At 63.2% G+C, this 23186-nt stretch carries 20 protein-coding genes; 4 read left to right on the top strand and 16 right to left on the bottom strand.

Going from position 1 to position 23186, the window contains the following annotated elements:
* Positions 1-166 precede the first annotated feature (166 nt).
* The 4 genes from Pan44_RS23380 (at position 167) to Pan44_RS23365 (ending at position 2579) form a co-directional block, all read left to right on the top strand.
* Complete coding sequence (locus Pan44_RS23380) at positions 167-478, top strand: Rieske (2Fe-2S) protein (protein ID WP_145034178.1); 312 nt, start codon at positions 167-169, stop codon at positions 476-478.
* 18 nt (positions 479-496) lie between these two features.
* The gene (locus Pan44_RS23375) at positions 497-781 is read left to right on the top strand and encodes a hypothetical protein (RefSeq protein WP_145034177.1); all 285 of its coding nucleotides are present in this window, start codon (positions 497-499) and stop codon (positions 779-781) included.
* A 277-nt stretch (positions 782-1058) separates the two neighbouring features.
* Entirely contained in the window at positions 1059-1898 is an 840-nt protein-coding gene (locus Pan44_RS23370; RefSeq protein WP_145034176.1) for an SPFH domain-containing protein, read from the top strand.
* Between the two features lie 156 nt (positions 1899-2054).
* Positions 2055-2579, top strand: coding sequence for a hypothetical protein (locus Pan44_RS23365; RefSeq protein WP_145034175.1), 525 nt, complete (start codon positions 2055-2057; stop codon positions 2577-2579).
* Between the two features lie 121 nt (positions 2580-2700).
* Here the strand turns inward: Pan44_RS23365 and Pan44_RS23360 are convergent, their stop codons facing one another.
* From Pan44_RS23360 to Pan44_RS23285, 16 genes are all read right to left on the bottom strand, one after another.
* Entirely contained in the window at positions 2701-3936 is a 1236-nt protein-coding gene (locus Pan44_RS23360; protein ID WP_145034174.1) for a S1C family serine protease, read from the bottom strand.
* Between the two features lie 15 nt (positions 3937-3951).
* Complete coding sequence (locus Pan44_RS23355) at positions 3952-4698, bottom strand: SH3 domain-containing protein (protein WP_145034173.1); 747 nt, start codon at positions 4696-4698, stop codon at positions 3952-3954.
* Positions 4699-4816: 118 nt separating this feature from the next.
* On the bottom strand, positions 4817-5869 hold the full coding sequence (locus tag Pan44_RS23350) for a prenyltransferase/squalene oxidase repeat-containing protein (RefSeq protein WP_197453597.1): 1053 nt from the start codon (positions 5867-5869) through the stop codon (positions 4817-4819).
* 129 nt (positions 5870-5998) lie between these two features.
* Positions 5999-6958: an L-threonylcarbamoyladenylate synthase gene (locus Pan44_RS23345; RefSeq protein WP_145034172.1), complete on the bottom strand. Its 960-nt coding sequence runs from the start codon at positions 6956-6958 to the stop codon at positions 5999-6001.
* 4 nt (positions 6959-6962) lie between these two features.
* Complete coding sequence (locus tag Pan44_RS23340; protein WP_145034171.1) at positions 6963-7910, bottom strand: ribose-phosphate diphosphokinase; 948 nt, start codon at positions 7908-7910, stop codon at positions 6963-6965.
* A gap of 145 nt (positions 7911-8055) precedes the next feature.
* Positions 8056-8490 (bottom strand): cytochrome C oxidase subunit IV family protein, encoded by a 435-nt coding sequence (locus tag Pan44_RS23335; protein ID WP_231754144.1) that lies wholly within the window; start codon positions 8488-8490, stop codon positions 8056-8058.
* A gap of 49 nt (positions 8491-8539) precedes the next feature.
* Positions 8540-9685: a cytochrome c oxidase subunit 3 gene (locus Pan44_RS23330; RefSeq protein WP_145034170.1), complete on the bottom strand. Its 1146-nt coding sequence runs from the start codon at positions 9683-9685 to the stop codon at positions 8540-8542.
* A 78-nt stretch (positions 9686-9763) separates the two neighbouring features.
* Positions 9764-10702: a heme o synthase gene (cyoE, locus tag Pan44_RS23325; protein WP_197453596.1), complete on the bottom strand. Its 939-nt coding sequence runs from the start codon at positions 10700-10702 to the stop codon at positions 9764-9766.
* Positions 10703-10719: 17 nt separating this feature from the next.
* Positions 10720-11715, bottom strand: a complete 996-nt coding sequence (locus Pan44_RS23320) for a COX15/CtaA family protein (protein ID WP_145034168.1) — start codon at positions 11713-11715, stop codon at positions 10720-10722.
* Between the two features lie 39 nt (positions 11716-11754).
* On the bottom strand, positions 11755-13611 hold the full coding sequence (locus Pan44_RS23315) for a cytochrome c oxidase subunit I (protein ID WP_145034167.1): 1857 nt from the start codon (positions 13609-13611) through the stop codon (positions 11755-11757).
* A gap of 83 nt (positions 13612-13694) precedes the next feature.
* Positions 13695-14540 (bottom strand): cytochrome c oxidase subunit II, encoded by an 846-nt coding sequence (locus Pan44_RS23310; RefSeq protein ID WP_231754143.1) that lies wholly within the window; start codon positions 14538-14540, stop codon positions 13695-13697.
* Between the two features lie 138 nt (positions 14541-14678).
* A complete protein-coding gene (locus tag Pan44_RS23305) occupies positions 14679-16136 on the bottom strand; it encodes a cytochrome c (protein ID WP_145034166.1) in 1458 nt (485 codons plus the stop codon).
* A gap of 72 nt (positions 16137-16208) precedes the next feature.
* Positions 16209-16418: a hypothetical protein gene (locus tag Pan44_RS23300; RefSeq protein ID WP_145034165.1), complete on the bottom strand. Its 210-nt coding sequence runs from the start codon at positions 16416-16418 to the stop codon at positions 16209-16211.
* Between the two features lie 35 nt (positions 16419-16453).
* Complete coding sequence (locus Pan44_RS23295; RefSeq protein ID WP_145034164.1) at positions 16454-17326, bottom strand: cupredoxin domain-containing protein; 873 nt, start codon at positions 17324-17326, stop codon at positions 16454-16456.
* A complete protein-coding gene (locus tag Pan44_RS23290) occupies positions 17323-21780 on the bottom strand; it encodes a c-type cytochrome (protein ID WP_145034163.1) in 4458 nt (1485 codons plus the stop codon). The genes Pan44_RS23295 and Pan44_RS23290 overlap by 4 nt, the downstream gene beginning before the upstream one ends.
* A 20-nt stretch (positions 21781-21800) precedes the next feature.
* A complete protein-coding gene (locus Pan44_RS23285) occupies positions 21801-23171 on the bottom strand; it encodes a cytochrome b family protein (protein ID WP_145034162.1) in 1371 nt (456 codons plus the stop codon).
* Positions 23172-23186: the final 15 nt, after the last annotated feature.

The following is a 23186-nucleotide window of genomic DNA, read 5'->3' as shown; positions in this document are numbered from 1 at the left end:
GGATGAGGCTTCGGGGTCAGGAATCTTCGAGATTCAGATCAGGCGACCGCACACTGTCACGAGAGTACCATCCCGATGGCCTGGGGGCATGCCTTCAGGCAGACTACGACCTCCCCGGCCCTGATCGTGGGGCTGTTCGATACGTTTCTCCCCGATTTCGAAGACAATGGCTGAACGCATTCCCCTTTGCCAGGCGTCCGACGTTCCCCCCGGGACTGGAAAAGAGTGCGTCGCCGATGACCGGATCATCGCCGTCTTCAACATTGATGGGCGATACCACGCCATCGACGGCATCTGCCCGCATGCCGGCGGGCCGCTCGCGAACGGCTGCGTGACGGGAACCGTCGTCACCTGTCCCTGGCACGGCTGGCAGTTCGACGTGACCACGGGGAAACATCAGCTCACACCGCGGATTCAGCAGAAGACTTTTGAGGTCGTCGAAGACGGTGGCATGCTTTACCTCGCTCAGAATGGCTGAGATCGCGCTCAACACGTCATGTCGCAAATCGTCAAGCACATCGAAGGCGTCGCGTATCAAGAGGGGGGTGAGGAACACTCTGGGTGGCTTCCGCCTGGCGCAGCGAAGCCGTTGCCGACTCCGATTCGCCACCTCGTGCTCAATCTGAGGATTGAGAATGTCGACGGAGGCTCCCTGCTGCTTTACGAATCGCAGGATGGCTCAATGAGCGGCGATTGGTGGTACGACTCGCTCGAGAAGGCAATGCAAGGCGCTGCCGCGATGTTCGGTGTGAACGCAGCGCAATGGGAGGATGGCGTCTAGGCGGCGCGCCTCACGCGTCTGATGAGTGAACATCAGTCACCTCATCAAGTTTCATCGATTCAGGGCAGGTTCGGCCGGATGGCGGGTCACGAGGTCATGCCGTCGGAGACGGGACCGTGCATGAGGTGACGGCTCTGGCGCTCTCCGGCGTTAAGTTGGCCGAAGCAGACTGAGCTTTACCAGTGCATTCCGGAAAACGAAGCCGAATTGCTGAGCCGCGCGGTTCCCGCCTACGTTTCTGTGGGCGAACACGTTCAACGCACCCCGGAGAACTGGCATGAACGCCGAACAGTCGACGCTCAGCGGTAAGGCTTATCACGAGCCCTCGGTCGTCACCCAGGGATTCCTGGAGATGCTTCTGGTTGTCGGCGTGAGCATTATCTTTCCGCCGATCCTGCTGTTCGGGTTCTTCGTCGTGAACCCTCGTGAGGAAATCGTCGTCCTGCGTTTCGGCAAGTATGTCACCACGCTCAAGGAGCAGGGAATCCGCTGGATTCATCCCGTGGGGCGGACTCTGCATCGAATCTCGACCCGTGACACGACGCTCGACATCCCATCGGAAACGGTCGTCGAAAAGAACGGCAACCCGATCCAGATCAGCGCGGTGGTGCTGTACCGCGTGCTGGATACGGTCAAGGCATCACTGCACGTGGAAAACTACCGGCAGTTCCTGAACGACCAGGCGGGGGCGGTGATCAAGCGCGTCAGCTCGCTGTTCCCGTACGAATCGGCCGACGACAGCGTTTCGTGCCTGAAGAAAGAAAGCGACGTGGTGACGAAGGCGTTCATCAGTGAACTCCAGGAAGCGGTCGACCCAGCGGGGATTGAAGTGCTGATGGTGCGGTTGAACGACCTGACCTACGCTCCCGAAATTGCGCAGGCGATGCTGATGAGACAGCAGGCGCTCGCCCTGATCGACGCCCGGAAGACGATCGTCGAGGGAGCCGTGCAGATCGTTCGTGATGCAGTGACGCAGCTGACCGACGCGGGATTCGACCTCGATGAGACGGACCGCGACCAGTTGATTTCCAACCTGCTGGTGGTGTTGTGCAGCGGAGAACGGGCCCAGCCGGTCCTGGCGGTGCAGTCGAACAACGGACGGCACAAGGCCGCCTGAGGCGTTCTTCGAGCGTGAACGCCGGGCCGACGGCTCGCGGAGTCGTGGGCTCGGTGGAGGTGTCACGCGGAATCGAAAGAGTGCCTGGGGGCAAAACCGTCTGGCAGGGGTGCGCCGGGCGGGGTATGGTCATGCTGACACCTGGCGGAGATCAGCATGGCGAAGAAGGGAAGTCTCAGACGCAAGGCCGTGGGCGCAGGCGCTCTCGGCCTTGTTGCATTGGGAATCTGGCTGGGGCAGTACTTTCCCGGCTTCGGGTTAGGGAAAGGACTCGGCTTCGGAACAGGCTCCGGTGATTCCGGGACGGCCGGCACGGAAACGTCGAGCGAAGAGCCGCGGACAGGAACGCCGTCCGCCACGATCGTCAGCTCGGAAACGCCCTCTGCAGCGGGTGTCGTTCCGCCCGAACGGCTGCGCGTGATCATCGACGGGGATCACTACGTCCTGGCGAGTTCGGAAAGCGGACAGGAGGGAAAGACGCTCGACGCCACGGAGATCGCACAGCTGACGAAGTCGACCACCGGCGATGACCAGGGAATCCGGATTCGGATCGAGCGGACCAAGCGGGCGACTGCCGGCGCACGACAGGCGCTGTTCGAAGCGCTCGACGCGGCGGGGATCACCCGCGACTCGCGTCACGAGTCAACAGAGTTTCTCGATTCGGTCCGCCCCGCTCCGTAGCCGCAGTGCCGGCCGCGGGCCCCTTTGGCGCTCAGGTCCTTCAGGCGTCTCTCTGGCAGCATTCGTGGCCCGGCAGGCGCCTCGCCCTGCCCTGCGGCGCCAGGGCGCTGGCGAGTCGCGTTCAGCGTTTTGTCGACACCGGCTCGTCACTTCCGAGCCGGACGCGGACGCGAATCACGCGACCTTCACGCAGCACCGACAGCTCGACGACATCGCCGGGCTTCTTGCTCTCGATGACGGACAGGAACTCGGACGCGTTGGTCACCTTCGTGCCATCGATCGCCGTGATGACATCGGCCGTGCTGCGGTCGATCTGCGGTCGGATTCCGAACCGCGAGCGCACTGCCTGAGGGGGGCGGAGACCGGCCTGCTCCGCCGGGCCTCCAGGTGACAGCCTCGCGATCCGCAGGCCGTTGTCGGTGACGGTGACATGCGTGATGCCGATATCGCCGCGGATCACGCGTCCATGCTTCAGCAGTTCGGGGACGACCCGTTTCACGAGGTTCACGGGGATGGCGAAGCCGATGCCGGCGCTTTGCTGCACCTTGCTGGCGATGGCCGTGTTCATGCCGATCAGGCGTCCCTGGGCATCGAGCAGCGGACCGCCCGAATTACCCGGGTTGATGTTCGCGTCAATCTGGATGATTGATTTGATTTCCCAGTTGTCGTGAACGGCCAGCGAGCGATTCAGGCTGGAGATGATGCCTTCGCTCATGGTCCGGAACAGGCCGAAAGGATTCCCGAGAGCGAACACGCGGAGGCCGACCTTGAGTTCGTCGGAGTCGCCGAGCGTCATGGGAAAGAGCTGTTCCGCGGGCGCCTTGATCCGGAGGACAGCGATGTCGTTGATCGGATCGGCCCCGACGAGTTCCGCCGTGTAGATTTCCTCGTTAAACAGCGTGACCTGAATCTCGCGGGCGTCGTTGATGACGTGGTTGTTGGTCAGGATGTGGCCCTGCTTATCGAGAATGGACCCCGATCCATTCCCTTCGCCCGGGACGACGCCGAACAGAAGACTGTTCGCGACGACCGTCACCGTTGAGATGTTCACGACACTCTTGTTGCAGCGTTCATACACGGCGATGTTGACGGCCTCATCGGGAGAAGAGGCGGCAAAGCCGAGAGCCGGCAGAGACGGAAGCTGGGATTGGAGTTCACCGTCGACTGGCGCAGCCCCCTGTGCCGGCGCGCGGCGGACCGGCGCTGCAGGCACATCGCCCATGGCGAGGTTGCCGATATCCTGCCCGCGGCCCGTCAGCCAGACCGTGAAGAGGCTCGCCAGGACGGCAGATCCCAAGCTGATTCCCAGCGTCCGCAGGCCGTGCATTGCGTCGTCCGTTCCAATGTCTCGTTCCATAACTGCCCGCCGCCACTATTTCGAGGCGGGCTTCTCTTCGGCCTGGGCCTCGTCGGTGGTCGGAATGCCCAGGAGCTTGGCGATTTTCGGCCAGACTTCGCGACGGACCGCTTCAAACGACTCGGCGTTCTGGGCGGTCGGCTTCTGGCTGAAGGCCACTAGTGCATCGGCTTCTTTCTTGAGGAGCCGATTGATATCGATCATCTGCGTGATCGCGAGCCGATCTTCATTGGTGAGCTCGCCGGCATTCACCTTCTCGAGCTGCTGGACCAGGTGTTGCGACATGCCGGAGATTTCGCCCATCAGCTCCTGCACCTTCGCGGCGTCGTACGACTTGTTGACGTAGCCGTCGCCAATGGCGCCGATGTAGGCATAGCTGAGATAGACCTGCGTGGCGCCCATGGCGCCGATCAGATAGAGCCGCTCGTCGACGGGGGGCTCTGCCCCGGGTTCGGCCGGGGCGGACGGCTTGGCAACGGGGGAATCGGGTGCGGCAGGGGGAGTCTTGGCGATCTGCACGTCGCCCTTCATCAGCCAGCCGCGTTCTCCGGCGGCGGACGCGACCCAGAGCCAGTCTTCCTGGACCTTCTCAACAGTGAGGAGGTCCCTGGGTTTGACCGTCGTGACGACGCGGTCCTTGATTTTCAGGTCAACCGACTCGAGAGGAGTGACGGTGTCGCCGACTTTCTGCGCCTGAACGGGGGATGAAGAGAGGAGCACCAGCAGGGCCCCGAGAGCTCCAGTGAGCGTGAGCATTCGCATGTGACGCGTTCCTTCGAGGGTCCATCCAACTTCCGCCGCCAGCGGGAATTACAGGCAAAAGGGCGATTTCCGGCAAGACGGGTCCGACAGGGCCAGAAGGTTGGCCACCCGGCAGGCCTCATCGCTGGTAGATCGGCAGGTAGCCTTTATCCATCTGCAGAATGGTCGCGTTGATCGACGTGACGTAGACCGGCCCATAGGTGGCGTCCTGCCAGCCGCCCGAGGAGGCCTGGGTGCGGACGAGTTCGGCCGACACTTCGCCGAAATACTTCATCCATTCCTTCTCGAGACGGTACATGACCTGGCTGTAGTAGTAGTGAGTGTAGTGCCAGTGCCCGAACTGCTGGGTCTGCGTGATTCCTCCGCCGCCGGGCCAGACGTGTTCGCGGCAGTAGCTCATCAGTTTTTCGACGTGGTCGCCCTGGTATTCGCCCGCGTTGAACAGAGCCGCCAGCGCCGCGGCCGTGATGGGAGGACGGGCTCCGCCTCCGCGAATGCTGTACTGGACGCCCCCTTCCGAGGTGGTGCAGTCGGCGATGTATTTCTTGGCGCGATCGATGATTTCCCGGGGGACGACGATGCCCGCATTGCGACAGGCACGCAGGCCCTGCACCTGGGTGATGCAGGTGGAACCTTCGTCAAAATCCTGGCCTTCGCGGGCGGAGACATAACCCCAGCCGCCGCGGGTCGTCTGGGCTTCGGCACTGAAGCGGACGGCTTTTTCCAGGACCTTTTTGATTCTCTCGCGGCGCTGGGCGTCTTCCTCTTCACCGAAGACCTGGGAGAGCATGAGCATCGAAAAGCCATGCCCGTAGGTGTAGTGGTAGTCGTCGGGATAGCCGATCAGGCCTGTTCCGTCCTGCGAAGCATCGAGCAGAAAATCGACGGCCAGCACGATGTTCGGGGCGTACTTGCCGCGTGTCGTCGTCGATCCTTCCGCGAGGAGGGCCGCGCCGGCGAGCGCCGTCATCGCCGCGCGATACGCCCCGCCGTTGGCTTCCCAGTAACCCTGCCGTTTCTGTTCGCGGGCGAGGAAATCGAGGGCTTTGGACGTGGCCGCTTCCACCCTGGGATCGCGCCGAGTCTGCATGGCTGCGAAGACCGGCCCCGCGCCGGCGGCCGTCGCGGCGAGAGCGATTCCGGCTTGCAGCATTTCACGGCGTGACAGCATTCTGACCTCCCTGTGGGGCGCGTCCGGAGGGCCACGAACGCGATCGATGAATTGTAGCGAGGACGAAAGGCCTGGAAGATGCCGAATTCCAGGCGGGACTTCGCCGGGATGGAGTGAAGAGGTGCCCGATCAGCCCCGGGCGGCTGCGCGGCGCAGGCGATCGTTGATCGCGCGGCCCAGGCCCGTCTCTGGGAATCGCGTCGCGAGAATGACATCGAGGCCGGCCGCATCGAGGCTTCGCATGGCGCCGAACAGGGCAGCGGCGGCGCAGGCGAGATCGCCCTCAGGAGACAGATCGACCACTTTCGCAAACCGGGTGTCACCGGCGGGAGCACACCATGTCAGCAGGCCGATTCTCCCCATGGGAACGGGATCTTCGGGCCGCCACAGACGGAGGGGCGTGCGCGTGGAATAGTGGCGATCGAGCATTCCAGGCGCCGGCGCGGCGGCTCCCTGGAGAATGGTGGTTGCCGTCTGAACGGGGCCGATCGCCGACTCGATCGCTTCCAGCGTCGTCCCTCCGGGGCGGCGAAGAATGGGGACTGCTCCGGAAAGGTCGACGACGGTCGACTCCACACCGACGCGGCAGGGGCCGCCATCGAGGATCATGTCGACCCGATCGCCAAGCTGGTCGGCAACATGCGCGGCCTGGGTGGGGCTGACCAGGCCGAAGAGATTGGCGCTGGGAGCGGCCACCGGGCAGCCCGCGAGGCGGATCAGTTCCCGGGCCTGGGCGTGGTCGGGGATGCGGATGCCGACCGTTTCGAGACCGGCGGTGACGATGTCGGGAACGATGGACCTCTTCCTGAGCACGAGGGTGAGCGGTCCAGGCCAGAATCGGGCCATCAGGGCGCGGGCAGCCTGGGACGCCTCGACTGCAAGTTCGTCGACGGCCTCGGGACGGGCGACATGAACGATGAGTGGATCGAATTCGGGCCGCTGCTTGGCTTCGAAGATCCGTGAAACGGCCGCGGCGTCGAGGGCGTTGGCGCCGAGGCCGTAGACGGTCTCTGTGGCAAAGGCCGCCAGTCCGCCGCGGCGGATGACGTCGGCGGCTTCCGCCGGGTCGTTCGTGATGGGGGCCGTCATGAGTTCAGTCGAACAGCACGCTGACGGATTCGTTGCGGTGAATCCTGCGAATCGCCTCACCGAGCATCGGGGCGATGCTGACGGTGCGGATGTTCGGCAGGCGTTTCTCGTCGGGCAGCGGGAGGGAATCGGTGACCACGATTTCCTTCACGGGGGCCTTTGCGAGTTTCTCCAGAGCGGAGCCGCAGAAGACTCCGTGAGTCGCGGCGACGTACACATCCCGCGCGCCGAACCGTTTGCAGACATCGACGGCGCCGCAGATCGAGCCGGCCGTGCTGATCATGTCGTCAAAGACGAGAGCCGTTTTGCCTTCGAGGGAGCCGCCGATGAGGTTGGCCTGGCGGGTTTCGGTGGCACTGGCGCGTCGTTTGTCGACGATCGCCAGCGCCCCTCCCAGGCCTTCGACGTGCTGCATCGCGCGCTTGATGCTCCCCTCATCGGGGCTGACGATCACGATTTCACCGGACGGGAACTGCAGCGAGCGGAAGTACTCATCGAGTACCGGGCTGCCGTAGAGATGGTCGACGGGCAGGTCGAAGAACCCCTGGATCTGCGCCGCGTGGAGATCCATCGTGAGGACACGATCGGCGCCGGCCTCGGTGATCAGGTTGGCGACAAGCTTCGAGGTGATCGGCACACGGCCGGCGTCTTTGCGGTCCTGCCGGGCGTATCCGAAGTAGGGAATGACGGCCGTGATCCGCTCGGCGCTGGCGCGCTTGCAGGTGTCGATGAGGATCAGCAGCTCCATCAGGGTGTCATTCGCCGGCGGCCCGGTCGGCTGAATGAGGAAGACGTCGCGACCGCGAACGTTGTGGTTCAGGCGGACCGACGACTCGCCGTCCGGGAAGTCTCCGAGCTCGACGCGCGCCAGCGGGACGCCGAGGTAATCGGAAATGGCAGACGCGAGTGCCGGATGGCAGCGACCGCTGATGAGCGTGAGATGATCGTACATCGGCGGTATGAACGCGGCGGAAGTGAGAGTTCCGCCAGTGTGACAGTCTTGGGTCCGGAACGCAAAAGTCCGCGGCAGAGCCGCGGACGGAAGCCGGATCGATGGTTGAACGCGGACCGGTCTGGCGCGATCCCGCGATCGGAGTTCAGTGGGCCTTGGCGCCGTCGGACACCGCCTTGCCGGTGTCGTGGTCGTGCGGATGATCCCCCTGCTCTTCGAGCGCCCGGAGCTGGGGGACATCGGGGGTGTAGTAATGCAGGCCGATATCAGGGGCGAGTGCGATCATCAGGCCGACCGCAAGAATCGCCGTGGGAGCGAGGATGATGTACTTCCAGCCCCCTTCGAACTTCAGGTGCATGAAGTAGGTGAGAACGAACGACGCCTTGGCGACGGCGACCGCCAGCACGAGGGCAACCGTGACGGCCTTCGGCATGTGGATGATGTCGAAAGCGATCGACAGCAGCGTGCAGATGCAGAGGGCGATGAACACGCTCAGGTAATTCACATGATGGTGGCCCTGCGCATGCTCCATTTCGTCATGCACGTGGGCCAGTGTGTTCGTGTGTTCGTGAGTCGTCATGTCGGTCTCAGTCGAAAATCGGGCGGGAAGGACGCCTGAAGCGGAAAGCCTAACGTCCGAAGCCCGGCGCGATGTACAGCAGCGGGAACAGGAAGATCCAGACGAGGTCGACAAAGTGCCAGTAGAGACCGCTGTTCTCGACCCAGTCGGTCCATTTCGCATCCAGCCGGCTCCCCTGCATCAGCACCATCGCGAACAGAATCATGCCGACGATGACGTGGATCGCGTGGAACCCGGTCATCAGGAAGTAGGTCGAAGCGAACAGGTTGCCGTAGAGGATCGGATGGGGATCGTGCACGCCCGCGAGAAGTGAACCGAGAACCGGCTCTCCGTTGATCTCGACGTCTCCCTTCGCGACTTCCTTCGACTGGCCGTTCGCCGAAACGAGGAGCAGCTTGCCCTCGGGAACGGTGGGCCAGGCAAGCTCGTCTCCGGCGTGGACGTCATGTCCGGCCGGTTCCTTATGCGCCCCTTCACTGCCGTCGTAGACGGTCGCAAACTCCTGCTGCCCGTCCTTCGTTTTCACGCTGACGAGGTGCTTCATCTCCCACAGGCGGCGGGTTGCTTCCGGCATCGTGAGGCGGTTGGCCGAAGCGTCGTCGCGGAGGCGCGAGAAGGTGAGGAACAGTTGCTGGTAGGCGGTCAGGCGCACCTTCTCAGCGTCATCCGCCTTCGCCATCCGGGCGAGAGCCTGCTGTCGCTTTGCATCGGCGTTCGCGTCGCCGGGGACGAGCTCGTTCAGGTCACGGTTGGCTGCCTTGTCGATGTCCTTGACGAGCTTGGCGATCGCCTGCGTGTCGGTTTCTGCGATGCGACCGGGCAGGATTTCGTGATCGAACTTGCCTTTGTATTCAAAGGCCTTGATGCCGAGGAACACGCACGCCAGCACGAAGGTGCCCGTCAGGAACTTCCTCGCCTTGGCGAAGTTTCGCTGCGCCATCGCTTCGTGCGCCACCACGACCCAGTAGCTCGACAGAATCAGCACGAAGGTGTTGATGCCGCCGGCCGCGATGTTGATGTGGGTGACGTTCGTGTCCGTCGGCCAGCCCGGCGAGCCGAAGTACAACACGATGTACGTTCCGATGAACGCCGTGAAGAACATGATCTCGGTGCCGAGGAACAGCCACATTCCCAACTTCGAGTTGGGAATGGGGATGCCCATCTTCACGGCGGGCGGATGAACTGGATGGGACATTTCGGGAGGATTCAGGATTCAGGACCCGTGATTCGGCCCGCGGCAATCCGCAGGCCGAGACTCCAACTCAATTCGTCGTTACCTCATCAGCCGCACGTGGTCGATCGTGAGCGCGGCCAGCAGCATCGGGAGATGCGCGAGCGACGTCCACAACAGGCGGCGGGCGGTCTGAACATTCGGTTCGCTGGCGAATCGCACGGTCGCCAGGAGGTACCAGCAGCCGAGGATGATCGCCGTCAGGGCATAGGCATCGCCCGCCAGGCCCAGCGAGCGGGCCCACAGGGTGACGGGAAGGAGGACCATCGCGTGGGCGACGGCCACCAGCCCGACCAGAGCGGGACGCTGGCCATCCGCCGGAAGCATTTTCAGCCCGGCTCCGCGGTACTGATCCTGGTAGATCCAGGCGATCGCCAGGAAATGCGGGAACTGCCACACGTAGAGGATGGCGAACAGCACCAGAGCCCCGTACGAAAGTTCCCCCGTCGCGGCCGTCCAGCCCAGCACAAGCGGCATCGCCCCGGGGACGGCGCCGATCGTCGTGCAGGCCGCCGTCACCGGCTTGAGCGGGGTATAGACACCAACGTACATGACGCAGGTCGCCAGGGTGAGGACGGCCGTCATCAGGTTCACGGTCGCCGCGAGCCAGATCGTCGAAACCACGGCGAGCGCGACCCCCATACGGAGCGCCTCACCTTCCGAGACTCGACCGGCCGGAAGCGGCCGGTTTGCCGTCCGGACCATGCGGGCGTCGGTCTCACGTTCGTACCACTGGTTCAGGATGCTCGACGCAGCGGCTGACAGTCCAATGCCGAAGAGCGCCGCACAGAGCGTTCGCAGGTCGAATCCCTGTTCCGTCGCGACGGTGAATCCGACGGCCACGCTGACGAGGACCATTGTCCCGATGCGCGGCTTGGAAAGGGTGACGTACTCCGCGAGGCGTTCCCGCAGGCCATTCGCGAGCACGCCGTGGCCCGCGTCGACCGCCAGGGTCGCCGCGGACTGTGGAGACTGGTTCATGACTGACTTCTCAAAACTCATCTTGTCGCGCTCCCCGTCGAAAGCGCCGCAAGCGGAGTCGCCTTCATCGTTTGTTGAGTGGACGCGCCCGAGACTTCTCTCAGGACGCAGGTGTGGCAGACGCGAAACGCATGCACCACGGCCGTCATCACAAGCAGAATGCCGATGACGGTGTGGGCCGAGCGACTCGCGACCTGCACAATGGAATCCGCAACGGCCACGTAGCCGGCGGCTGCAAAACCAAATTTCGTGACCCAGGCCCCGATGCCCAGAGACACCTGGAGAAGGCCCAGGGCGAGCACGGCGCGGGCTGAGCTGCGCATCCAGCGTTCTCCCGTCCGGCCGGCGATCACCGCGTTGGCGATGATCGCGAAAGCAGCCAGGATGCCCAGGCCGAGGTGTTCATGCAGGTTCCGGCCATGATGACGAACCATGCCCCCCAGGAGAAACTGCGTCATGAGGAGCAGCGGCAGGAGGAGGGCGGCAATGCGGGCCAGGGAAAGCCGGTCATTGCGAGCCTCACGATCGAAGGCGCCCGGCAACTCACCCCCGGCGTCGGCCCATTTCGGACTGAGCAGGGTGGCAACACCGCCCATCAGCGACAGGACGACTGCGGCAAAGGCGCCATGAATCAGGGCGAGGCCCCGTTCGTCGAGTTGGACACGGAAGCCTCCCAGCAGACCCTGCAGGATGACTCCCGCGAGGACAGCCCTTGCCAGCCAGAGGACGGACGGCCGCGACCTACTCAGGGCCGTCAGCACCACGAGCCCGATGGCCCAGATGCCGATCAGGATTCCAGCCAGGCGATGCCCGTGCTCGAGAAACTTGTCCCAGTCTTTCGCGAAATCGGCGAACCAGGGATAGGTCAGCATGAACTGGCCATCCGAATTCGGCCAGTCGCGGAACGCCATTCCTGCGTTCTTGCTGGTGGTCAGCGCACCGGCGACCAGAGTCACCGTCGCCACAGCAACAGTCGACCACGCATATCGATGAAGGAATCGGGAGTTGGGCAAGTCAGTTCAGTCGCGCCGTCACGGCACATCGTTGAAAAGTCATGAGTGCGCCGGTGCGGCGGCGTTTCCGCCGGCGAGGTCGTCCGGACGCTTCTTGCGCCCGCGCGGATCGGTCTGCATCCAGTAATCCTGCCCTTCCGGGCAGTCGGGATGCGAGTATTCATAAGGACCACGGTAGCAGACAGGAGGGACGTCGAAGTTGCCGTGTCCCGGAGGCGACGGGGCCGACCATTCCAGGCCGTTCGCGTTCCACGGATTCCGTCCGCACTTCTGGCCAAACTTGATCGACAGCAGGAAATTCCCCAGCAGGAGGAACTGCGCGAAGCCCATCAGGATCGCGGAGTACGTCATGAACTGGTTCATCGGAAGAAGATGTTCCAGGTACTCGTACAGGAACGGGTTGGCATAGCGCCGCGGCATGCCGGCGACCCCCAGCAGGTGCATCGGGAAGAACGTCCCGTTGAAGCCGATGAAGGTCAGGAAAAAGTGCAGCTTGCCGACCGGCTCATTCATCAACCGGCCGAACATCTTCGGGAACCAGAACGTGATGCCGCCGAACACTCCGAAGAGCGTGGCCCCGAACAGCACGTAGTGGAAGTGGGCCACGATGAAGTACGTGTCGTGGATGTAGATGTCGACGGGGACAGCGGCCATGAAGATGCCGGAGAGACCGCCGATGAGGAACATGGACACGAACGCCGCGCAGTTCAGCAGGACGGTGTTGAACTCGATCTTCCCGCCCCACATGGTGCCGAGCCAGTTGAACACCTTCACGGCCGAAGGCAGCGCGATCATGATCGTTGAGACCATGAACGTCATGCCGAGCGCCGGGTTCATGCCGGAGGTGAACATGTGGTGCCCCCACACAATGAAGCCCAGCCCCGCAATCGCCGCCAGCGAATACACCATTGGCTTGTAGCCGAAGATCGGCTTACGACACATGCAGGCGAGCATGTCGCTCACCATGCCCATTGCGGGCAGCAGCATGATGTACACGGCCGGATGCGAATAGAACCAGAACAGGTGCTGCCAGAGCAGAGGCTGCCCGCCACCGACGGTCGGCTCGGCATTGTTCACGACGATGCCGGCCGGGATGAAGAAGCACGTCCCGAGGATCCGATCCGCGACCAGCATGAAGCCGGCAGCTGTCAGGACCGGCAGGGCGAAGGCCTGCAGAATGGCCGTGATGAACATCGACCAGATGGTCAGCGGCATGCGGAACAGCGTCATGCCGGGGGCCCGCATGTTGATGATGGTGGTCATGTAGTTGACCGAGCCCATCATCGATGAGACGCCAACGAACGTGAGCCCGAAAAGCCACCAGGTCTGCGCAGATCCTGAACCGGGCGCGGCCTCGGCCAGTGCGGACAGCAGGGGATAAGACGTCCAGCCGCCGGCAGCGCCATAGCCCGCACAGAGGAAGGTCATCCCGAAGCAGCCGATCGCCGGCCACATGAACCAGTAGCTGAGCATGTTGAGGACCGGAAACGCCATGTCGTCGGCGCCGATCATCAGCGGGATCAAGAAGTTTCCGAAGGCGCCTGCAAGCACGGGAATGATGACCAGGAAGATCATCACCGTGGCATGCATGGTGAAGAGCATGGTGTAGAAGTCGGGCGAGATCTGTCCGCCTTCCATCGGGAACAGCGTGCCGAAGATCGGCATCGATTCCCAGGGAAACGCGAGCTGCCAGCGCACGCCCAGGGCCAGCGCTCCGCCGACCATCAGCATCAGAAGCGTCGTCACCAGGAACTGGATGCCGATGACCTTGTGGTCCGTCGAGAAGACGTACTTGCTGATGAAGCTCTGTGTATGAGCGTGGCCGTGGCCATGCGCATCATGACCATGAGCATCGTGGCCATGCAGAGCGTCGGCAGTCGTTGAAATCGAACTCATGAACAGCTCCCCGGGGCGGCAGTCCGCCGCGCCCACCTGGCCTGCGAACGAATCGCAGGAATTTCTTTTCTTCTGAGTGGCCTCTACTGCGCCGCAGCTTCTTTGACGCCGTCGTAGCTCTGCTGCTTCGTCAGTTCCCGGAGATACGGAATGAATTCCTCCTCGGGCCGCGCGACGAACCGGGCCTTCATCTTGTAGTGCCCCCATCCGCAAAGCTCGGCGCACAGGAGCGTGTATTCCCCGCTCTTGTCGGCCTCGAACCACACGGGAATCACCAGGCCGGGGACGGCGTCCTGCTTCACGCGCAACTCGGGCAGGAAGAACGAATGCTGAACGTCCTGCGTTTTCAGGTTGATCATCACGGGCCTGCCGGAGGGCAGGTGAAGGTCGTTCACCGCGTAGAGATCGGTCGGCTGCGGATCGGGCATCAACGGCAGAACATTGCCGTTCTCGTCGAGCCCGGGATAGCGGATGCGCCATTCGAACTGCCGGGCGGTGACTTCCGCCATCGGCTTGTTCTGGACCTCTTCGGGGAAGTGCGTCTTCACGCGGTAACTGGCCCAGACATCCATCTGGTACAGGGCGATGAACAGGAGCACCGCGGCGGGCACGATCGACCAGATCACTTCGAGTTCATGGCTGCCATGGGAAAACCACGCCTTCTCGACGTCGCCTTCCCGGTTGTCGCGGCGGATGCCAGTCCAGAGGACGTAGCCGAGCGCGAGCTGCACGCCGATGAAGGTGATCGTTGTGATGACGAGGATCATGTAGAAGAGGTCGTCGATGCGGCGACCGAGCGGCGACGCGGCGACTCCCTTCGACGGCCCATCACTGCCCGGGAACCACCAGCCATACCCGGGCGCGACGATGCAGGACCACAGGGCCAGCACCGGCACGAGCATGAAGAAGAAGACCCAGAACTTTTTCACCGCCGCATCTCCAGGGACTGCTGATTCACCGGCAACGTCACCGTTGCTCGAACCGACCGCCCTCCAAATGTGTTCTCATCCCACGCACAGCCTGTGTTCGTGAACCCGCAGGCTGCCATCGCATCACTCGTTCGACCGTCACCCTCCCGCCGCGACCTGCGGCGGCGCTTCGGCCGGCTTCGCTTCTTTCGACCCATCGCCGGGTGTCCGCTTCTCGTAGGGCACGCTCATGATGTAGTTCACGAGGTCCCACAACTCTTCATCCGATTTCTTTCCGCCGAACGCCGGCATGGGGGTTCCCTTGATTCCGCCGTGCAGCCGGCTGAACAGATCGATCGGCCGGCGGCCTCCGCGGTAGATTCCCGTCGTGAGGTTTCGGGGAACGACGAGGTTGCCCCAATCGTCGTAGAGGCCGGGCGTCGGGTTGTCGGCGCCGGCGGAGTTCTTGGTGATCGAGTACGTTTGCGGTCCATCGCCCAGCCCTGCCTCGCCGTGGCAGGCGACGCAGTTGAGGTCTTTCGACAGGTAGAGCGCCCGGCCGCGGGCGATCGATTCGGCGGTCGCCTCGAGATGCTTGACGGTTGGCGTCACGAGGGAGGCCTCTTCCTGGGCGGCCACCCAGCGTTCGACCGCGGTATCGACGATGCCGTTGAACGTGTCGGCCATCTCGCCGCCGTTGACGGCGTCGGTGAGCTCCTTACGGATCTCGGCGGCCGATTCACCGCCTTTCACGCGATCAGCGAAGGCTTCGTTCGAGTAGTCGTTCTTGAGCTGCCCGGTGAGCTGGTATTCGACCTCGCCACGCATTGCCAGCCAGAGGACGTACTCGACGAGCGCCATGTTCTCGTCGGGAGTGAGCAGCTTGAAGGACGGCATGTAGGTGCCCGGGATGCCTTCATCGATCGTCCGGGAAAGATCCGTCCGGGACGCGCGGCTGGCGGCCACGGTCGTCGTGAACTTGAAGATGCCGCGGCGGAAATCACGCGGCTTCGGGTTGAGGTAAGGAGCGGTCGGGCCGTGGGAGTCGCCTGAGACGCCGTGGCAGTGCAGGCAGTGCTCGGCGTACAGGACGCGGCCGAACTTCAGGACTTCGCCCGGCCCGATAGCGACGCGATCCCCTGCAGCCGGCAGTTGGGCCAGCCCAGGATCGGGAAACATGACGGATCCGTTCTCGCCGATGGCTTCGATGAGCGCGGGAGTGTCGTTCTTCTGGAAGAGGTTGCCGGACAGCCAGGCGGCTTCGAGTTCCGGACGGAGCGGCAGGTTCTCCTGGGTGAAATTGACCGGGACGGAGAGGGAGGTGGCGCCTTCACCGACCGTTCCGACGGCTGCATGCAGCTTCAACGGAAGCTTTTCCCAGGCGACGATCCGCGTGGGCTTTCCGAAGTAGGTCCCGAGAACCTTGTGGACGTATTCCTGCCCCTCCGGGATGAGTTCATTGTATTCCTCGCGGTGCGAGAACTCGGCATCGTGCCTGACGCAGCCGGACGTGAGGGCCACCATCGCCAGCAGCCCTGCGGTCAGCGCGCCGGGGAAAGCGCGCCCGCGCGCCGTTCCGGTTGATCGTGTGCCGATGGAAAACTCAGACTTCTTCATGGCTTCTCGTCATTCACTGTTGGCCCGTGCTCAAATCGACTGTGCACAGTTGGCCGTGAGCCTGCCTCGACATCAGGGAGCCGAGGCTTCCGGCGAACCTGCCGGCGTCGACGACGACTCTTCCGCGGCCGGTGCGGGGGCCGGCTCCTTTCCCAGGCTGATCTTCACTTCCTCGGGGCGAAGGACCTTGGTCGACGTTCGATCGGGGCTGGAGTTGCCTCCACATCCCCCTGCCGCCATGGCCAATGCCACGACGCCGGTCGCCAGCCTGAATTGCCGCATCTCGATTCCCCTCCCCCTGCATCCCCGCGCGACGATCACTTCGCCGCGAGCTTTGCGGCCTCGACTGAAATTTCCTGAACGACTTCACCATCCACCGGAATCGTGACTTTCAGACTGCGGCTGATGTAGTCCGCCTTCTCGTGCCAGACCACGAATTCGACGGTGGTTCCCGGCACGCCCTTGATCTCGAACGAACCATCTTCGCCGGTCACGACGCCCCATGGGTGAGCGAGCGGCAGGTGATAGCTTCCCATCCATGCGTGGTAATCGCACTTCGCGCGGACCGGGACGGCCTCGGCCTTGGAATACGTGTAGTTCGCGCCTGCCTGGTCGTTGGCGACGATCGTCTGGTTGAAGCCGGCCGAACTCTGGGGCGCGAACGCGGTGTTGTGCGCGACCGGATCGGAGTTCTTGAAGTTCAGCGGCTGACCGACGCGACAGATGACCGCGTGCGGCAGGAACCGGCAGCCCTGCTGATCGATGGAGATCGGCTCGGCGGGAGCGGGGGGAACCTCGCCGCCTGGCACCTTCTTCAGGTAAATGAAGACGTTCGCCAGGCCGTTGTTCGAGCCGACGACGACCGATTCATCCGGCACGGCCTTCTGCGAGCAGATCGCATCCTTTGTAGGAGCGCCCTGGGCAAGCAAGGCGGGGAGCGGGCTGAATGCACCGTTGACGACGACGCGTCCTTTGAACGTGCCGTAACCGGCGATCGCCGTGGACGCGGCCGGAGTCGCGGCCGCCTCAGCAGCGCCTCCCCCTTCGGCCAGCAGGACCGTCACCGTGGGCTCGGCGGTGGCGCCATGCCCCAGGGCGGTTGTCGGTTTCCCGCAACCACTCATCGGCGACACGGCGAGCAGCGCCAGCCCGACGATTCCAGACAACTGACGCGAACGAGCGGACATCATTCCTCACCTCCCGATGCCTGCGGGGCAGGCGGCGGAGTCTGCTCCGCCGGCGTCGGCGGCTCGTAGGCCACCACACCCAGCTTCTCGAGGATTCGACTGTAATTCATCAGGCTGAAGACCACCCCTTCCACCTGCTCGCGCGAGCTGGCTCCGAAGAGATCGGGGAACGGCGGCTTATCGGCCGGGAAGTTCACTGGCATCGACGTGTAGGGAGTGAACCAGGTCGGTTTATAGATCCAGGCGCGCGTCCAGTCTCCCTGGAGCCGCTTCTCGACGCGTTCGAGGTTCGGACCGCGAATGTCCTTGGGATCAGTCGACTTGTAGGGCTTGCCGCCGACCTGGTGGCACTTGGCGCAGAGCGGGCCGTTGAGCGTCTTCCAGGCCTGCAGCTCGTAGCCGTCCATGACGCCCGCGTGGGCCGACTTGAACTGTTCCTCCATCGATACGAGGAACTGCGGCTCCTGCTGCGGGATCGACTGATACGGATACTCGACGTTATCCACGGCCGCGAAGTAGTTCGCGAGCGTCTGGGCTTCCTCATCGCTCATGTTGAACCGCGGCATGCGCAGCACGGTCGTATAGCGAAGTTGTTCGGGGTTCTTCAGGAAGCGGAACAGCCAGGGGGTCTGGACTTTGATGCCTTGCTTGTAGAGCGGCGGCGGAGAGGCCTGCCACGCCTTGTTGACATCCTGAAGTTCCTCGCGGAGATGCGCCACCAGCCAGTGAGCGAGGTCGCCGCCGCGGCCGCCGTTCTTCTCGACGACGTTCGATTCCTGAACGACCGCCTTTGAACCGGGCAGCTTGATGCGTCCGGCGATGTCGAGCGTCTGCCAGACATCGAGGCCATACATCCGCAATTCGGGGTCTTCTTCTTCGGGATCGGGCACGCCGGTCAGAAGGCCGTGCGCCTGGACCAGCGCAAGTCCGTCTTTCCCGGCCTTCGCCTTCAGACCACTGACCGCGGGCTTCAGCTTCAGGAGCAGCCGGAGCGCCTCCGGGTGATCAGCCGGCGGAAACGCGTCGGCGACGAGCGTCTCCGGATGATTCACAAAGAACTCACGCAGCGGCTGACCGCCGCCGCGACGGGCCAGCCCGGCGAGGTACGTGGCCAGGCCGGTCTTCGGATCGACGCCCTGGGGCAGCGTCCCTTCGAGCAGGCGTTCACTGTTGGTGATGAATGTTGCGAGCGCCGCACGCATCGATTCGGGCTCGACCGCATCCGCGGCTGCGCGGCCTGCGAGAGCCTCCTGCGTGATCGCGCCCGTTTCAATCTTCGCCGAGTTGGCAATGAACCAGTTCGCCAGCTCATCCTTCGAGGCGCCGATCAGCTCCTGAAGCGGCGCTTTGTAGGTGATGCTGGGAAGCTCGAAAATGTGGCAACCGGTGCAGTTGTACTTGTCGACCAGTCGCTCGCCTTCGATGCGATCCCGGGCCGGACCCGTGGGCCGATACTGGTACTGCGGAGCCGGTGGATCGTTGACAAGCCCCAGCACGAACGTGGCGATCGACTCGATCTGCTGCTCGTTGATCGGGAACTTCGGCATCTTGAGACGCTCGTCCCAGCCTTTCGATTCCGTCTTGCGGAAGTCGTAGCTGCGGGGCTCCCTCAGCTTCTGCCAGATGAAGCCGGGACGCCCGTGATGCTCGAGGCTCTGGTAGAACGAAGCGGCGGACTGATCGGCGGCCGAGGTGTCCTTGTCGAAGATTCCCCGTTTGACGATGGCATCAATCCGCTTGTGCGTGCTCGATCCATCGGGTTCGCCGTGATGATGCAGGAACTCGAGGATGTGCTCGGGCGCCAGTTTGGAGGTGTCCTTACGCCCCCAGTCCTGGAGAGCCGTGCCGATTGGCTTGGCGTCTTCGAAGCCGGGGATGTCATGGCAGGCGTAGCAGCCGTAGCGCGAAATCGTCCGGCGACCGATGTATTCCATCTGCCGCGTCGCCCAGACCGCTTCGCTGACCTGCTCATCCTGGGAGCGGGCGACCAGTTCAATCTCGTCCCCCTTCACCCACTCACGGAAGTTCCAGGCTGTGCCATCGGTCTTCGGCTGGTAGGCGTAGGCGGGAACCTGGTAAGCGAACCGACGATCAGCCAGGGTCTTGTCGACCTGGGCCGCATCGGGGAGCGACTTCGACAGATACAGCCGCGTGAGGTCTTCCAGCGGAGTGCTGATCCGCACTTCCACGAGGCGCTCGAGGCCGTCGCTGAAAAGCTTCAGGGTGACCTTCGTGCCAAGCCCGGCCGAGGAGGCCAGCTGGTCGAGCTGCTCGTTCGAAGTCACGGCCTGACCGTTGAACTCCAGAACAATGTCATCCCGCCTGACCGGGGCGAGGCGTTCGAAGTCGGACTTCGGATTGCCGGCCCCATCCAGCGGCGGCTTTCCAGTCACATCGAGCGACAGGGCTCGCGATCCGGCTCCGGTCTGGAGGACTTCAACGACCCTCACGCCGCGATGCGGAGCGCGAAGGGAATCCGCGGTTTTCTCGGTAAAGTTCTTGTCGTAGACGAGGCCGAGCGACGGTCCGCCGACGGGCTGCGCCGGGAACTCCTTCGGACCGCCCTGCAGCAGGTAGGCCGCGATATCGGCCGCCGGATCGACCTGTTCGCCCCCGACGGTTTCAGGGTTCAGGAACAGGTTGGGCATCCGCGTCCGCGGATGATGCAGTTCCGGGTTCTTCAGCCAGGTGTACAGCCAGCGGAAGCCATCCTGCCCGGGCTTCAGCTTCTCATGAATGTTGGTGATGTTCGGACCGAAATCGGACTTGATGTCCTTGAGCTCTTCTTCATCGCGGGTGTGGCAGGCGAGGCATCCGCGGCGCTGGAAGGCGATCTTCCCGCGCTCGGCATCGGGCGTATACCCCTCGGCCGGCGAGGCGAGCGCCATCGGCTCCGACTTCGCCGTCAAGTAAGCCTGGATCGCTTCCAGTTCGACCGGCTGGAGCACCTCGGCGAGATTGTCGTGCTGGTTCTCCAGGTGGAAGAACTTCGGCATCTTCGTCGACGGGCGGAACCGCTGCGGGTCTTCCGTCCAGTACGAGATGAAGTTCTCGGTCACCTTCGATCCAACGTGCCTCAGCGACGGCCCGACCTTGCGCAGGTCGCCCGGAGGAGCCGAATTGGGATCCGCTTCAATCGCGGCCAGTTCGGCGGCGGAGTTCGGCTCCAGACGCATGTCGGGACCGATCGACCGCTTGCCGTCGTAGCCATTGATCTCGTGGCAGCCGAAACATCCGTACGATTTGATCAGCTCGTAACCCTCGAAGACTTTCGGAGCAGTGGCTCCGTACTTCTCGTTGACGCCGAGCTCAACGACGCTGTGGTGGCACTTGAGGCAGCTCGATTCGATGAACTGCCCGGGCTGCATCGGGTATTCCCAGAAGTGATTGGAATGCCAGCCGTACTTGTCGGCCCATTCCGTCGCCTGGGCGGGATCGCGCGGCGTGTGCTCGGCCGCCTGAAAACTCGTTCCTGATCCGTCGCCATCGTGGCAGACCGTGCAGCCAAAACGCTCGATCGGGTGCGGACTCGACGACGTGAGGAACAGATTCGCCTGCGGATGCGAAGTGAACGGCTCGTGGTACTTGTCCTTCGGGAAATTCGGGAGGTCGCCCGCACCGAAGTCGTTGATGTTCACGTGGCACGACCGACAGCGATCGACGCGCGAGACACGCGCCATGCCGAGCTGGATCTCGAGATCCTTCGGCCAGTCGTACTGGATGGCGTGGTGCGGGTTGAAGCCATTGATGATCGGCAATTCCTTCAAGGCACGCTTCGCCGCCGCAAACCTGCTGCGGTCGTCTTCCGGAAGCGCCTCATCGTTGGGCGAGATCTTGTACAGCTGCTCATAGAGGCGTGTGCGATCGCCGCGGAACTTGGCCAGATCGGCCTCGGCGGCCGTCTTCTCGGCGTAGATCTCGGTGAGTTCGTCCTTCACCAGCCGGAGCTCGGCCTGGATCTGCTGGAGCTTCAACAGGTTTTCGCTGGCGAGGCCGGCCTGCTGATCGAAGTCGTTCAGGCGCGAGGTGAGGACGGTCTGCGGTTTGGCGTCGCGGACGTTGAGGTCGAAATTGGCCCGGGCGACGTCGCGTTCGGCATTCTTGAACTTGGCTTCGCGGGAGACGAGATCGACCTGCGCCTGGAGGTCACGACGGCGGCGTTCGAGTTCCGCGATCCGCTCGCGGACCTTCGGGTCGTCCTGTTTCTCTTTCGCCGCATCCACAGCGGCGACTTTCGCGGCCTCGGCGTCCTTGAATTCCTTCGTCTTGTACGGTTTGAGCTGGTCCCGCAGCTGCTCGACTTTGAGCTTGTCGGCCGTTGTCTGATAGGAACGCCAGTCTCGGGCCTCGTCCTTGGCCATCATCAGGAACGTGGCCGCCAGAAGCACGATGGCGCTGAACGCGAAGATGCGGTGCATCTTCGGCAGCGGTCGCCAGATTTGTTCCGTGGCAGGCATGGGGAGGCGCTTTCAGCCCTTCAGATGTTAAAGAACCACTCTGGAATCGCGACGATGTACTTCAGGTTGAAGAACCATCGCAGCAGCATCTTGAGCGGCAGGGCCGCCATGAACAGGATCAGGTTCGCGAGCACCATGTAGCGCACGAACCCCATCCGGACGTACATACTCCGGAAGATTGTGACCGCCATCAGGGGCGGGAGGACGAGCAGGTATCCCAGCACCAGGGCGATGCCGAGGAATTCACGCAGCAGGATCGCACCAATGCCCTGAAGGGCGTTCATGTCGTTCGTCGGCTTGGGGAGTGATCGCCCCAGCCAGTCGATCCAGACCTTGTCCGACAGATTGATGTTGTTCAGCACTTCCAGCTTGTGGACATCCCAGTACTCGTAGACGCCGAACATGTTCCAGTTGGGGCCGCGGATAAACGTTCCGAGAACGATCATTCCGACCCACAGGGGCAGGAAGCCGAACAGGAAAATGTTCACCGCGAACTTGCGGTCGTTGTAGCAGTAGTAGCCGTTCCCCTTCTGGTTGAAGTCGATGTAGGGGATCGCCATCAGACCGCCGAGAATGATCAGCGGCAGGACGACGCCGGCCATCCACGGGTCGTAGTAAACGAGCATTTCCTGGAGGCCCAGGAAGTACCACGGCGCCTTCGACGGGTTCGGCGTTTTCACCGCTGAACCCGGCTCTTCGATTGGCGCCTGGAGGGCAACCCCCCACACGATCAGCAGGGCCGTCAGGAGCACCATGCACACCATTTCGGTGTAGACCAGATCGGGCCACACCAGCACCTGCTGACTGAGTTCCTTTTCCTTCAGCGGCTTGCCGGCGGCGAGGCGATCGTCGTTCTCCACCGCCTGGCTGAAATACAGCCAGGTGAAGAAACCGCCGAGGAACAGCATGCCGACGATCGGCACGTTGTCAGGCTTGCCGACGATTTGGCGGAAGTCGTAGTCGGTCATGCTGAGACCGACGAAAATGATCGCCAGATTCAGCAGGATCCACGCGGGGGTCGGCTTGGTCCACCACCGACGCGTCCAGACCATCACCCCGAATGCCAGTACCGAGAGGGCAAAATAGATTCGCGGATCGGCGACGACGGAGTCGACTCCGTTCTTGAACCAGTCCGGCAGCTTGAGGATGAACGACTGGGCCGAACTGGCCCGGATGGTGAGATGCACGGAGGCGATGACCAGCAGGAAGCCGGTATACAGCGACCAGAACATCGACTTGGGGATGTGCTTGAAGCCGAGGAACGACTCCAGATGGCCGTCCTGCCGGTAGCTCCGCAGCGTCCACATGAAATTCATGCCGAACAGCAGCAGGTAGAGCCACCCCAGGCCCTGGATCACGCCGCGCGTCAGATCGGGGGTATGGGATTCCATGGCTTCAGACAGGGG

The sequence above is a fragment of the Caulifigura coniformis genome (assembly GCF_007745175.1).
GTDB classification, from domain to species: Bacteria; Planctomycetota; Planctomycetia; order Planctomycetales; family Planctomycetaceae; genus Caulifigura; species Caulifigura coniformis.
The sequence above is the reverse complement of the archived record's forward strand: the minus strand, read 5'-3'. Positions and strand labels throughout refer to the sequence as shown.